Genomic DNA, 12,708 nt, shown 5'->3' on the forward strand with positions numbered 1-12,708 from the left:
AGCATCCCGGCGGCCACCACCGCACGGAGGCGATGGCCGCCGGGACGCCCTGATCAGTTCTGCGACGCGCCGCTCTGGGTCCTGCCGATGGCGAGCAGGATCTGATCGAGCCGCGAATCCATCCGATCGAACCGGGCGTCCATGGTGTCGAACCGGGCGTCCATGCTGTCGAGGCGGGAGTCGATGCCGTCGAGACGGGCATCGACGCCGGAGAAGCGGTCCTCGAACTTGTCGGTCAGCCGCTGTTCGAGCTTCTGCAGGTCCTCGCGCGTGGCGAGGTTGGCGCGGCCGGCCATGATGTCGCCGAAGACGGGCGCGGTGTAGTCGAGAAGCTCGACGACGGTTCTGAGGTTGGCGATGTCCGCACTGATGGCGAATGCGCACGATTCCAATCTCTCGACGCGATCAACCAGATGCACACGGTGCTGGGGGGATGACATGCAGTGATGATATCCCCGCCCTCCGATCGCCGCGGCCTTGTAGGTATCACTGCCGATGCTAGTCAACGAGGGGTGCTGGTTGCCGGATCGCCTCGGGGCCGAGGGTGGACGGGCAGCCGGATCACGCTCGGGTGACCGGACCGTTCGACGGCGGTGAGGCCTGATGACCATCGATACCCGGACCCCGACCAGTACGGACGCCGGAGGGCCGCCCGATCGCCGAAGAGCGGCGGCGTTGGCCGCGCTCAGCCTCGGCGGGTTCGGGATCGGGCTGACCGAGTTCGTCATCGCAGGGTTGTTGAGCGAGGTGGCCGGCGGCCTGGGGGTGACGATCACCACGGCGGGGCACCTGGTGGGCGTCTACGCGCTCGCGGTGGTCCCGGGGGCGATCGTCATCACGCCCTTCCTGATGCGGCGGTCGCCGAAGGACGCGTTGGTCCTGCTGCTGGCGTTCTTCGTGGCAGGGAACGTGCTGTCGGCGTGGGCGCCGGACTACGGGGTGATGTTCGCGGGGCGGATCGTGGCCGCGCTCGCCCATGGGGGATATTTCGGCATCGGGGCGGTGCTCGCCAGTTCGCTCGTGCCGCCCGCGAAACGGGCCTCGGCGGTGGCCGCCCTGTTCGCCGGGCTGACCGTGGCGAACGTGCTCGGCGTCCCGGCCGGGGCGTTCGTCGGTCAGCAGACCGGCTGGCGCACCGTGTTCTGGATCATCGGCCTGATCGGCGTCCTCGCCCTGGCGGGGGTCGCCGCGCTGGTCCCGAGGACCGAGCCGGAGCCGGACCAGCTGCCGATCGGGCGGCAGTTCCGGGCGCTGGCCCGGCCGCAGGTGCTGGCCTCGCTGCTGACGACCGCGCTCGTGTTCGGCGGCATGTTCGGGGAGTTCACGTACATCCAGCCGTTGCTCCGCGAGGTCACCGGATATGCGCCGTCGGCCGTACCGTGGCTGCTGGTGCTGTTCGGCGTCGGCCTGTTCGCGGGGAACCTCGTGGGCGGGAGGGCGGCGGACTGGAACGCGGACGACGCGGTTCTGTTCCTGTCGATCCTGCTGCCGGTCGTGATCCTGGCGCTGGGCGCGGTCGCGTCGCTGCCGGTGCCGACGGCCGTCGCCCTGGCGCTCCTGGGGCTGGTCGGGTTCGCGACGGTGCCGGGGTTGCAGGCTCGGGTGCTCCGGCACGCGACGGGCGCGGCGACGCTGGCGTCGGCGACGAACATCGCCGCCTTCAACCTCGGCAACACCGCCGGGGTCAGCCTGGCCGGGGCGGCGATCGCCTCCGGTCACGGGCTGCGCAGCCCGGCCGTCACCGGCGCCGCGCTCACCACCCTCGGCGTGGCCGTCATCGTGGCCGCCCGGCTGGCCGCGAGCCGGAAGAGCCGGAAGAGTACGGATCCGCAGTAGCGCGGGGAGGGGCCCGCGCTGGCGGCGGGCTCCCCACCAACGGGCCGACCCCTTATCCATGGGCTGGCCACTCACCAACGGGTCGGCCCCCTCAGCAGCGGGGCCGGGGCCCTTGCTAAGGGGACCCGGGGCGGCTCAGGTCGTGGTGAGGAGGCGCAGGGCCGCGGCCGAGGCGCTGCCCGGCTCAGCGGTGTGGGTGAGGATGCGCTGGCCGTTGCCTTCCGGCAGGTGGAGGACCTCGTAGGCCAGGGTCAGCTCACCGACGGCGGGGTGCCGGAACCGCTTGACGCCGCTGGTGCAGAGCTTCACGGCGTGACCGGCCCAGAGCGAGGCGAAGGCGGGGCTGTTCATGGACAGCTCGCCCACCAGCCCGGCCAGGCGCAGGTCGTCGGCGTACTGCGCGGCGACGTAGCGGAGCGAGGCGACGGCGAGCGCCGCCTCGGCCTGCCAGTCGGCGTACAGGTCGCGGGTGTGCTCGTCCAGGAACAGCATCTTGATCTGGTTGGGCCGGTCCGCCGCCCTGCCGGGGGCGTCGACGTCGAGGTGGCCGGCCAGCAGCAGGTGGCCGGCGCGGTTCCAGGCGAGGATGTCGTTGAACCGGCCGAGCAGCACCGCGGGCACGTCGTCCATCGCCCGCAGGAGTTGCGCGGCGCCCGGCTTGGCGGCTTCGGGCTTGGCGGCACGGCGGCGCTTGACGGGCCGGGGCCGGGCGAGGGCGAACAGGTGGGCCCGTTCGTCGGCGTCGAGCCGCAGCGCCCGCGCGAGGGCCTCGACGACCGCGTCGGAGGCGTTCTGCGACTGCCCCTGTTCGAGCCGGGTCAGGTAGGTCATCGACACCCCGGCGAGCTGCGCCAGCTCCTCGCGGCGGAGGCCGGGCACCCGGCGTCTGCCGTAGGTGCGCACCCCGACCTCTTCGGGGGTGAGCCGGTCACGGCGTGAGCGCAGGAACTCGCCGAGTTCCGTCACGGGCCGTTCCGCCGGGTCGAGAGGCAGTCTGTTCACGTACCCATTCTCCCGCACGCGGCCGGGCCGATCCTGACCCTGCCAGTGCTAGGCAATCGGGGGTGCTGGCCCGCCGGGGGCGCGGCGGCCGAGCCTGGACGGCATGACCACCATCGACACCTCGGCACCGTCACCGGCGACCGGCGCGGAGCGCTTCAGCGGCCCGCAGCGGATCGCGCTGGCCGTGCTGCTCACCGCGAACTTCACGCTCGCGGTGGACTTCTCCATCCTGAACGTCGCCCTGCCCCACATCGGCCACGACCTCGGGTTCGCCACGGCGGCCCTGCAGTGGATCGTGACCTCCTTCGCGCTCTGCGCCGCCGGGTTCACCCTGTTCTTCGGCCGGGTCGCCGACCTGTTCGGGCGCAAGCGGCTCTTCCTCGCCGGCGTCGTGCTGCTCGGCGTCTCCTCGCTCGCGGGCGGGCTCGCCCAGGAGCCGGGCCTGATGCTGGCCGCGCGGGTCGGCCAGGGCGTCGCCACCGCGATGGTCACCCCGGCCGCGCTGTCGCTGATGACCACGATGCTTCCTGAAGGCCCGGCCCGCTCACGTGCGCTCGGACTCAACGGCGCCCTCATGGCGGCGGGGTTCACCACCGGCGCCGTCCTGGGCGGGGTCCTCACCGGCGCGGTGAGCTGGCGGTGGGCGTTCTTCATCAACGTCGTGGTCGCCGTGGCGGTGCTCGTCGTGGCCCCGTTCGTGCTGCGCGAGACGCCCGCGGGACGCCGCCCGAAGCTCGACGCCCCCGGCGCGGTCACCGTCACGCTGGCCCTGGTCGCGCTCGTCCTCGGCATCGACACGGCGGGCCACGCAGGCTGGACGCACGTCGGTGCCTGGGGTCCGATCCTCGCGGCGGCCGCGCTGTTCGTGATCTTCTACGCCGTTGAGTCCCGCGTCGCCGAGCCCCTGGTCGCCCCGAAGCTGCTCAGGCGGCGCAACGTCGGCTGGGGCAACGTCGCGGGGCTCCTGGCCTTCGCGACCGAGACCTCGCTGGTGTTCCTGCTGACCCTCTACCTGCAGGAGATCCTCGGCTACACCGCCGTCACCGCCGGGCTGATCCTCGCCGTCCTCGGCGTCGGCACCGTACTCGGCGGCCTTCTCGCCCCGAGGATCATCGGCAGGACCGACGCGCGGACGGCGATCGTCGCCGGTTTCCTCGTGCAGGCCGCCGCCACGCTCCCGCTCGCCTTCGTCAGCGACAGCCGCGGCTGGCTCGTCCCGCTGCTGATCGTCACCTTCGTCGGCGGCGTGGCCAACCTCGTGGCGATCGTCGGCTACGCCGTGACGTCCACGGCGGGCGTCCCCGCGGAGCAGCAGGGGCTGGCCACGGGACTGGTCACGATGAGCCAGCAGGTGGGCATCGCCCTCGGCACCCCGGTGATGTCGGCGCTGGCCACCGGCTGGGCCGCCACGCTGCTGCCGGGACTGCGGTTCGCGATCGGGGTGAACGCCGCCGCTGCCGTCATGGCGGGGATCCTCGTCGCGATCTTCCTCCGCCTGCCCAAGACACCGGGGTGAGTGATCGTACGGCCGGCTCACGGGCGGTCGGGGCCGGTTTCCGGGAGGAGGCGGGGTCCGCCCCGGTCTCGGAGGCGGCGGACGAAGCCGAGGATGCCGGCCAGGCCGATCGCCCAGGAGACGCCGTCCCGGTCGGTGGTGGAGAACGACACCGGTTCCGGGCGGCTGTGGGTGCCCGCGCTGCGCAGCACGATCTGCCGTGCGGCGGCGTACGCGTGGTCGGTGAACCGCTCGCCGCCCGGGAGAAAGGACAGGTCGAGCATGAGGTCACCGATCCCCGCGACGCCGCAACACTGGCCGAGGTGTACCGAGCGGGGGATCCAGCCGGTGAGCGCGTCCCCGGCGGTCAGGGCCAGCCGGGTGCAGTCGGGGCGGTTCCCGCGCCGCCCCGCCTCGGCGAGCACGCGGGCCACGCCGGTGAGGCCGTTGCACCACGACGCCGTGGCCAGCGGGTCGCCGGCCCCCGCCGCCGCGCGCTCGATCAGCGGCACCGCCGCGTCGATCAACGCGGCGAGCCGGTCGCCGGCGCGGCCGACGTCCACGTGGTCCGCCGCGAACAGGTCGAACGCGACGACGCCCGCCAGCCCGTGCGCCAGCCCGGGTCTCTCCGGTACGGCCGCGGCGAGCGTCTCGGCGCAGCGGCGGCCCACGTCCAGGTCCCTGGGGTCTCCGTCGCGCCGGAAGAACCACAGGTGGCCGAGACCGATCCCGGCCGTCCCGGACACCAGGTCGAACGCGTCGGGCCCGGTGAGCGGGTCCGGCCGGCGCCGTTCCGCGGCGGGCAGGCCGAGCCACTCCCGTGCCTCCCGGACGAAGACGTCGACGCCGGTGCGGCCGGCGAGCAGGGCGGGTCCCAGGTCGGAGGTGTCGGCGTCGGCGGTCACCCGCGCCAGGAGCCGGCTGATCCGGTCGCGGGCCCCCGGGTGGTCGCCGTGCCGGAGCAGTTCCAGGCCGATGCCCGCGGGGCCGCTGTAGAGCGTCGGGTTCGGCCGGCGCCGTCCGTGGGGTTCGGCCAGTGCCGCGTCGACCTTCGTCGTCAGCAGGTCCAGCAGGGCGGCGGCCAGCCCGGCGGCCGAGCCGGCGTCGGCCACCGGCGGGGGCGGCAGCAGGGACGTGGCCGGGCGGTCGCCGCCCGTGCGCAGGCGCAGCACGGCGGCCTCGGCGACCGCGACGTCGTCGTGCACCAGGTCGGCCAGCGCGCCGATCACGCCGTCCGGTGCGGCGCCCCAGCGGGCCCGGACCGTCTCCAGCGCCCTGGTCCTCGCCTGGCCGGAACCCACCCCGTACACCGGGGGCAGGCCGGTGGCCGCCTCCAGCAAGGTCATGCCCAGGGCGTACAGGTCGTCGGCGGGCCGGGGCGGGGCGTCGACGCGCTGCCGGTCGGGTGCGTACCCGGGGGTGCCGCCCGGCAGGTGGAGCCCGTCGAGGGCGGCGATCCCGAAGTCGACGAGACTCACCCGGGGCGCGCCCGCCTCCCGGACGATGATGTTCCTCGGCTTCACGTCCCGCATCACCACGCCCCGGTCGTGCACCTCGGCCAGGATGCCGGCGAGCTCGCCGGCCAGCCGCCGCAGCGACCTCGGCCCGTCGCCGAGCGGGTAGGGGCCGTCGCGTTCCAGGTCGTCGCCCAGGTCGACGGGCCCCTCGTCGGTGATCACGAGGAACTCGTCGTCGGCGTGCCTGAAGTGGTCGAGGAACCGCGGCACGCCGGGCAGGCCGTCGAGCGCGTGCAGGATCCGGCGCTCGTTGCGCAGCCGCATCCGGGTGTCCGCCTCGTCCTCGGACTCGGCGACCAGGGCGCGGGCCTGCTTGATGACGACCTGCCGGTCCGTTTCGCGGTCCACGCCGCGGTAGACGTTGCCCCGGGCGGATTCGCGGATGCCCTCGATCACCTCGTATCGGCCGCCCAGCAGCAGGCCGGTGTCCGGCAGCGGGCCGGTCGCGTCCGGGAACGGGTCGGTCACCCAGGACGGCTGCCGGTAGCCGCGCGCGTCGGCCTCGCCGTCGAACACCTCTCCGTCCGGACCGCGGATGACCAGGCCGGTGTGGCCGGAAGGGTCGGTGCGCCATTCCGCGGCGAAGGGTCCGTACCGGTAGTAGACGGGCGCGGCGCCGTCGATCCGCCGATCGCTGGCCACCCGCGGACCTTCGTGCCCGCGGAGCAGGGCGACCAGGGCGAGGCCGAGGTCGCGGACCCGGTCGGGGCGGGGGTAGACGGTGACCGCCTTGCCGACGGAGGCGGGCGCGGTGATCCCGTCGTTCAGTTCGGCGAGCACGGCGGTGGAGCAGGCGAGCTTGAACCCGCAGCCCTCGTCGAGCAGGACGGGAAGGAGGCGGCGGACCAGCGCGGGGAAGGTGACGGCGCGCGTCGAGACGTGCAGCTTCCAGCCGTGGTCGGGCATCTCGTCGTCCGGCGGGATGATCACGAGCCACGGATCGTCGCGCAGGACCCGGTGCCCGCCGGCGCGGGCCAGGACACGCACCTGCGCCTCGATCTCCACGCCGGCGGCGCCCTCGGTCATGGCCGAGCCCCCTGGCCATCGGGTCCGGGGGCTCGGTGGGGGTTAGATCCCATGGTGGGTCGGGCGGTCAGAGGTAGGTCGTGTTCCTGGACCAGACGTCGATGCACGGGCAGAGCTTGCCGTGCAGGGCGTCGACGTCGGCTCCACGGGCGAAGCCGACCTCCGGCTCCCGCACGACCGCGTCGGCTTCTCGCGGTTCCAGCGTCATCAGGTCGGACATTTGTGCCCTCCTCATGTTTTTTCCGCGTAAATGCGTCTAAAAGCTCTGTAACATATCCTCATAATCGCTGCAACCATGAAGACAACTTTCAGTCAGGCGTGCTCTTGACCGCCTGGTGATCGTCATGACGGAGAGGCCCAGGTCCGGGGCGATGTGACCATGGCCTGCCTGATCAAAAAAGGGCACCCGTGAAAAAGCGGGTGCCCTGAATATCAAGAGGTGGAGCTATGGGGATTCGAACCCCAGACCTCTTCCATGCCATGGAAGCGCGCTACCAACTGCGCCATAGCCCCTCGCATCGCTGCGTGCCCAGTGTATCGGACCCCGCGACCTCTCTCGTACCGCTTTATCCCTCTGCCAAGGTCTCGAGGATCCTCTCGGCGTGGGTCCACAGCACCGCGCCGCCCGCGCCGGGCACCACGTGGTGGCGCGCCCCAGGGATGCGCCCGGCCAGCGTCGCGCCCCGGTCCGGCGAGTGCCCGTGGTCGAGCTCCCCGTACCAGAGGTCGACCGGTACGGAGACGCGCCCGAGGTCGAACGGCCAGCGTCCCATCGCCAGCAGCGTGTCGCGGGCGTACCCGCCGGGGCCCTGCTGGAACGCCTCCGCCATGGCCCTGCGGTAGGCCCGTTCGAAGGCCGGGTCCTCGTAGACGGCCCGGTCCTCGGCGGGGCTGCCGGGCACGATCATGTCCCACAGCGCGTCGGGGGTGAACCGGGAGAAGAACTCCTCGGCGGCGGCGGGGTCGCCGGCCACGGAGTCGACGAGGCCGCGCAGCTCGGCCGGCAGCCCGTCGCGGAACTCGGGCGCGGCCACCTCGTCGGAGCCGGACACGATCGTGACCCGGGAGGCGACCCCGGCGGCGGCGCAGGCCAGCGCGAACGGCCCGCCCTGGGAGAACCCGACGACCGGGATCCCGTCGAGCCCGAAGCCCCGCACGTCGGCGGGCCAGTCCGTCAGGGTGCGCCCCGGGTCGGGGTCGGAGGCGCCGAGCCCGGGGCGGTCCAGGGAGACGAGCCGGATGCCGAGCCGGTCGACCGTCCCGGCGCCGAAGCCGAGCGTGCGGCTGGTCCCGGCACCGGGGCAGAGGAGCACGGGCCGGCCTTCCGGCGGCCCCCATTCGGCCCAGCCGAGCCGCCGGCCGTCGGGGAGGGTGGCCTGCCCGAGCCGGGCAGGCGATTCGACTTTCACGCTCACCCTCTCAAGATGCCCAAACGGTGACATTCGGCGCAATCGCTTAACCCGCTTCGCTTGCCTTGCCGATGAGGTCGGACAACTCGGTGACCATCGGGTCCTCGGCTGCGGCGGCCAGGCGGGCGGCGTGCTCGGCCAGGGCGGGCAGGTCCAGACCGAACGCCTTCCCGTCGCGCATGTGCAGGGCGAAGGCCGCGGCGACCACGTCCACCTGGAGCCGGAGCGGCGCGCCGGACCACAGCTCGCCGGACAGGGCGTCCACGTCGACCGAGCCGGCGGCCTCGGTGGGCTGGCGGGTGTCGGGGTCCTGCCAGCGCACGGTGGCGGTGGCGAGGTGGCCCCTGGCTCCGGGCTTGAGCTTGAGCGCGTACAGCGCGGTGACGGAGTGGCCGGGCCCGACCTCGCCGCCGTCGGCGCTGTCGTCGCGGAAGTCCTCGGTCTCCAGGGCGCGGTTCTCGTACCCGACGAGGTGGTACTCCTCGACCACGGCCGGGTTGAACTCGACCTGGGCCTTGGCGTCGCGGGCACGCAGCTCGACCGTGGCGGGCAGCCGGGTGACGAACGCCTTCTGAGCCTCCTCGACGCTCGACACGTAGATCGCCGCGCCGTCGCCGTTGTCGGCCAGCTGCTCCATCAGCTCGTCGCCGTACTCGCGGCCGACGCCGACGGTGAGCAGCGTGATCTGCTCGGCGGCGCGTTCCTTGACCCGGTCGAGGATGCCCTGCCAGGCGGTGTCGCCCTGGTTGGCCAGGCCGTCGGAGAGCACGATGACCCGGTTGGTGGCGGCCGGGCGGAAGGCGCGGGAGGCCTCGTCGTACCCGAGCACGATCCCGGCCTCCAGGTTGGTGCCGCCCTGGGTGACGAGCCGGTCGACGGCGGCGTGCAGGTCCTGCCGGGCGGCGAGCGGCGTCATGGGGGCGAGCAGCTGGGCCTCGTCGCTGAAGGCCACGATGGCGACCTGGTCGCCGGGGGTGAGCTGGTCGATCAGCGTGCGCAACGACTGCTGCACCAGGTCGAGCCGGCCGGGCTCGGCCATGGAGCCGGAGACGTCGACGACGAAGGTCAGGTTGGCCGGCCGGCGGGCCTCGCTGCTGGAGCCGCGCGTCTGCAGGCCGACCCGGAGCACGGCCTCACCGCCGGGCAGCCGGGCGCCGTCGGTGTGCACGGTGAAGCCGTTGTCCGGTGGCTCGGCGTAGTCCTGCCGGAAGGAGTTGACGAACTCCTCGGGCCGGATCTGGCCGGATTCCGGCCGGCGGCCCTCCTGGAGGGTGCGGCGGGCGTAGGAGTACGAGGCGGTGTCGACGTCCAGCGCGAAGGTGGAGACCCGGGCACTGGTGGTGGCCGACTCCTCCGGCCGCATCGGCACCGGGCGCCGGTCCTGGGGGGCGCCGGCCGAATCACCGGCCGAGCCCCCGCACGCGGTGAGTGTCAGCAGCGCCGCGACGCCGGCGGCCGCGAGCAAGCGTGGTTTCATGTGCGTCACCTCCACGCCCTATGACGGGCCCGGACGGTGGGACGCCTGGCCGGTGACGCAAGCGAGCGCAAACCGCGACTCTTACGTGATCGATTGTCAGATAGTGGTCGTTTCCTGTAGGCATGAGTGCCGTGCGCATATATGTGGGTCTGGCCGCGAAGGGCCGGGAGGTGCCGCCCCGGATCCTGGAGAAGGTCCGAGCCGTCGCCGAGACCGTTTTCCCGGTCCCGCCGGAAGTGATCCGCGGTCGCGAGTGGCACGGCCGCGGCGTGTCCCTGCTCGGGTGGACGAACGAGCCCGACGACACCCGGCAGCCGCCGCTGCTGTCGGAGTCGGGCCGGCGGGTGCTCGGGCTCAACGGCCACCTGGCCGACCCCGGCGACGCCGGCCGGCTGCTCGACGACCCCCTGGGCGAGGGGGTGGGCGGCTGCTTCTCCGCCTGGGTGGCGGGCGACGGCGAGCTCTCCGCGGCGACCGCGATCAACCGGGTCTGCCCGGTGTTCTACGCCGAGACGCCGGAGCTGCACATCGTCGGCAGCCGGGCCCTGCTGGTGCACCTGGCGGCCCAGGAGGACGACCGGGTGGAGCACGACGTGCTCGCCCTGCAGACGATGGTCCGCCAGGGCTTCTTCCTCTCCGACGAGACCCCGTACCGGGGAGTGACGGCGCTGCGCCCGAGCACCCGGCTGGCCGTGCGCGACGGGCGGCGCGTCATCACCGAGACGCCGCTGCCGGCGGCGGCGCCCGCGCCGACGTCGGAGCGGGGCAAGCGGAAGGCGATCGGCGAGCTGGCCGAGGCGCTGCTGGCCACCGTCGCCCCGCTGCGCGGCCTGGACGAGCCGGTGAACCTGGCGCTGACCGGCGGGCGCGACACCCGCATCCTGGCGGCGCTGCTGCACGCGGCCAAGGTGCCGTTCCGGGTGACGACGAACGGGCTCGACACGCACCCGGACGTCATCCTGGCCCGGCAGATCGCCGGCCGGCTCGACGTGGAGCACACGGTGATCGCGCCGGCGCAGACCGCCGGGCAGGAGGCGGTGCTCGTGGAGCACCCGCTGGACCGGGTCTGGGAGACGCTGCGCACCTGCGAGGGCATGACCTCCGCGTACGAGTCGATCGTGGGTTACCTGCCCTACTCCGGCAAGCCGACCATGTCGGGCCAGAGCGGCGAGACGCTCCGGGCCGGCAGCCTGAACCTGCTGCAGACGGACCTCGGCGACAAGGCGCTGCAGCGGCGCATCACCACGACGTTCGGCAAGGACGACAAGCTGTTCACCGAGGAGGCGAACGAGCACGCCCGCGAGCTGGCCCGGCCCTGGCTCGCCAGGAAGGACCGGCTGGAGGCGCTGGACCACATCTACATCTGGTACAAGGTGGGCCGCTGGCAGGCCAGCGCCCGCGCGGGGTCGCTGCGCCGGGGCGACCCGGTCCGGCCGTTCCTGGACAACCGCGTGGTACGGGCCGCGCTCGGGCTGGACCAGGCCTGGCGGCTGTCCGAAGAGGTGATCTACGCGCTCATCCTGCGGTTCGCGCCGCAGCTACGTGACGTGCCGATCGAGGGCAAGCCGTGGCGGTTCGCCCAGGCGCTGGAGGAGCGGCCGTCGCACTGGTGGCGGCGCGCGCCGCGGCCCCCGGCGCACATGCCGACGCTGCGCACGGGGGGCGGCTGGAGCTGGCGGACCAGCCCCGGCCCTGTGCTGACGGACGTGCTGCGGCAGCAGGTGCTGGGCAGCCTGGACGCGCTGGCCCCGATCGTGAACCCGGACGAGGTCCGCGCCCTGTTCGCCGACCCGGTGGTCAGGAAGCCGGCCCTGGCCTGGCACCTGTACACGGTGAGCTCCCTGCTGACCGGCGTCTACCCGGGCAAACGGCCGGAGGGCCTGGAGCGGATCGCGGTGTCGAAGCCGGTGTCCTGACCCGCTACCAGTGCAGCAGGAGCAGCTCGGCGGAGAACCCCGGCCCGAAGGCCATCAGCACGGCGGGCTGGTCCTTGCGCCCGCGCGTCTCCTGCAGCACGTGCAGCACCGACACCGATGACAGGTTGCCGTGCTCGTGCAGCGACCGCCAGGTCACCTCCAGCGCCTCCGGCGACAGCTCCAGCGCCCCGGCCAGCCGGTCGATCACCTTGGGGCCGCCGGGATGGCAGATCCAGGTGCCGACCTGGCCGGGGGTGAGGCCGTTGTCGGCGAGGAAGGCCGTGACGTCGGCGGCCAGCACCCCGTCCACGAAGTCGGGCAGCGCGGCGTCGAGCACCACGCGGAAGCCGTGCTCGCCGACCCGCCAGCCCATCAGGTGCTCGGTGCCGGGATACAGCTTGCTCCGGGTGGCCACCACCTCGCGGCCGGTGCCGCGCCCGGTGGCCACCACGGCCGCGGCCCCGTCGGCGAACAGGCCGCTGGCGATCAGGTTGGCGATCGAGGTGTCGTCGCGCTGCACGGTGAGCGAGCACAGCTCGACGCACACCAGCAGCGCCACCTGGTCCGGCCAGCCGCGCAGGTAGTCGTGCAGCCGCGCCAGCCCGGCGGCCCCGGCGGCGCAGCCCAGCCCGAACACCGGCACCCGTTTCACGTCGTCACGCAGCCCCGCCCGCTGCGCCAGCCGGGCGTCGAGCGACGGCGTGGCCATCCCCGTGGTGGAGCAGAACACCAGATGGTCGACCTTCTCCGGAGGCAGCCCGGCCTTCTCCAGCGCCCCGGTGATCGCCCGTTCCCCCAGGTCGAGCGCCACGTCGGCGTACACGTCGTTGGCCCGGCCGAACGAGTCGAGCTTGGCGTACTCGTCCAGCGGCAGGGCCAGGTTGCGGCCGGTGACGCCGGTCGCGGTGTGGAAGCGTTTGAGCAACCCCTCGTCCGCCGCCGTGAGCCGGGCGAACGCCTCGGTGATCTCCTCCTGCTCGTACCGGTGATCAGGCAGAACGGTCCGTACCCCCCAGATGTACATGTCTGG

At 73.3% G+C, this 12,708-nt stretch carries 10 protein-coding genes and 1 tRNA gene; 3 read left to right on the plus strand and 8 right to left on the minus strand.

All coding sequences use genetic code 11. The features are described from left to right. Window positions 1–53 precede the first annotated feature (53 nt). The gene (locus ACGFI7_RS06115) at window positions 54–440 is read right to left on the minus strand and encodes a hypothetical protein (protein ID WP_393399769.1); all 387 of its coding nucleotides are present in this window, start codon (window positions 438–440) and stop codon (window positions 54–56) included. 163 nt (window positions 441–603) lie between these two features. Here ACGFI7_RS06115 and ACGFI7_RS06120 point away from each other — a divergent pair, with 163 nt between their 5' ends. Further along, window positions 604–1,836: an MFS transporter gene (locus ACGFI7_RS06120; protein WP_393399771.1), complete on the plus strand. Its 1,233-nt coding sequence runs from the start codon at window positions 604–606 to the stop codon at window positions 1,834–1,836. A gap of 135 nt (window positions 1,837–1,971) precedes the next feature. Here the strand turns inward: ACGFI7_RS06120 and ACGFI7_RS06125 are convergent, their stop codons facing one another. Beyond that, window positions 1,972–2,838, minus strand: coding sequence for a helix-turn-helix transcriptional regulator (locus tag ACGFI7_RS06125; RefSeq protein ID WP_393399774.1), 867 nt, complete (start codon window positions 2,836–2,838; stop codon window positions 1,972–1,974). A 103-nt stretch (window positions 2,839–2,941) separates the two neighbouring features. Here ACGFI7_RS06125 and ACGFI7_RS06130 point away from each other — a divergent pair, with 103 nt between their 5' ends. Continuing rightward, the gene (locus ACGFI7_RS06130) at window positions 2,942–4,354 is read left to right on the plus strand and encodes an MFS transporter (protein ID WP_393399777.1); all 1,413 of its coding nucleotides are present in this window, start codon (window positions 2,942–2,944) and stop codon (window positions 4,352–4,354) included. A 17-nt stretch (window positions 4,355–4,371) separates the two neighbouring features. On the opposite strand, the gene ACGFI7_RS06135 is transcribed toward ACGFI7_RS06130, so the two are convergent. The 5 genes from ACGFI7_RS06135 to ACGFI7_RS06155 form a co-directional block, all read right to left on the minus strand. Then, window positions 4,372–6,876 carry a lanthionine synthetase LanC family protein gene (locus ACGFI7_RS06135; protein ID WP_393399780.1) on the minus strand — a complete coding sequence of 835 codons (2,505 nt, stop codon included), beginning with the start codon at window positions 6,874–6,876 and terminating at the stop codon, window positions 4,372–4,374. Between the two features lie 67 nt (window positions 6,877–6,943). Further along, window positions 6,944–7,096 carry a hypothetical protein gene (locus tag ACGFI7_RS06140; protein WP_393399782.1) on the minus strand — a complete coding sequence of 51 codons (153 nt, stop codon included), beginning with the start codon at window positions 7,094–7,096 and terminating at the stop codon, window positions 6,944–6,946. A gap of 220 nt (window positions 7,097–7,316) precedes the next feature. Beyond that, window positions 7,317–7,389 (minus strand) — tRNA-Ala (locus ACGFI7_RS06145). 53 nt (window positions 7,390–7,442) lie between these two features. After that, complete coding sequence (locus ACGFI7_RS06150; RefSeq protein WP_393399785.1) at window positions 7,443–8,285, minus strand: alpha/beta fold hydrolase; 843 nt, start codon at window positions 8,283–8,285, stop codon at window positions 7,443–7,445. Window positions 8,286–8,331: 46 nt separating this feature from the next. Beyond that, window positions 8,332–9,762: a von Willebrand factor type A domain-containing protein gene (locus tag ACGFI7_RS06155; protein ID WP_393399788.1), complete on the minus strand. Its 1,431-nt coding sequence runs from the start codon at window positions 9,760–9,762 to the stop codon at window positions 8,332–8,334. A gap of 122 nt (window positions 9,763–9,884) precedes the next feature. Here ACGFI7_RS06155 and ACGFI7_RS06160 point away from each other — a divergent pair, with 122 nt between their 5' ends. Beyond that, window positions 9,885–11,678, plus strand: a complete 1,794-nt coding sequence (locus ACGFI7_RS06160) for an asparagine synthase-related protein (RefSeq protein ID WP_393399790.1) — start codon at window positions 9,885–9,887, stop codon at window positions 11,676–11,678. A gap of 4 nt (window positions 11,679–11,682) precedes the next feature. On the opposite strand, the gene ACGFI7_RS06165 is transcribed toward ACGFI7_RS06160, so the two are convergent. Then, the gene (locus ACGFI7_RS06165; protein ID WP_393399792.1) at window positions 11,683–12,702 is read right to left on the minus strand and encodes a type III polyketide synthase; all 1,020 of its coding nucleotides are present in this window, start codon (window positions 12,700–12,702) and stop codon (window positions 11,683–11,685) included. Between the last annotated feature and the right edge of the window lie 6 nt (window positions 12,703–12,708).

This window comes from Nonomuraea sp. NPDC048826 (assembly GCF_043198225.1).
Lineage (GTDB): Bacteria > Actinomycetota > Actinomycetes > Streptosporangiales > Streptosporangiaceae > Nonomuraea.

Bases quoted from the DNA above. Each gene is read 5' to 3' on its own strand.
- ACGFI7_RS06120 (WP_393399771.1), top strand. From the start codon at position 604: ATGACCATCGATACCCGGACCCCGACCAGTACGGACGCCGGAGGGCCG.
- ACGFI7_RS06115 (WP_393399769.1), bottom strand. From the start codon at position 440: ATGTCATCCCCCCAGCACCGTGTGCATCTGGTTGATCGCGTCGAGAGA.
- ACGFI7_RS06160 (WP_393399790.1), top strand. From the start codon at position 9,885: ATGAGTGCCGTGCGCATATATGTGGGTCTGGCCGCGAAGGGCCGGGAG.
- ACGFI7_RS06165 (WP_393399792.1), bottom strand. From the start codon at position 12,702: ATGTACATCTGGGGGGTACGGACCGTTCTGCCTGATCACCGGTACGAG.
- ACGFI7_RS06135 (WP_393399780.1), bottom strand. From the start codon at position 6,876: ATGACCGAGGGCGCCGCCGGCGTGGAGATCGAGGCGCAGGTGCGTGTC.
- ACGFI7_RS06155 (WP_393399788.1), bottom strand. From the start codon at position 9,762: ATGAAACCACGCTTGCTCGCGGCCGCCGGCGTCGCGGCGCTGCTGACA.
- ACGFI7_RS06140 (WP_393399782.1), bottom strand. From the start codon at position 7,096: ATGTCCGACCTGATGACGCTGGAACCGCGAGAAGCCGACGCGGTCGTG.
- ACGFI7_RS06130 (WP_393399777.1), top strand. From the start codon at position 2,942: ATGACCACCATCGACACCTCGGCACCGTCACCGGCGACCGGCGCGGAG.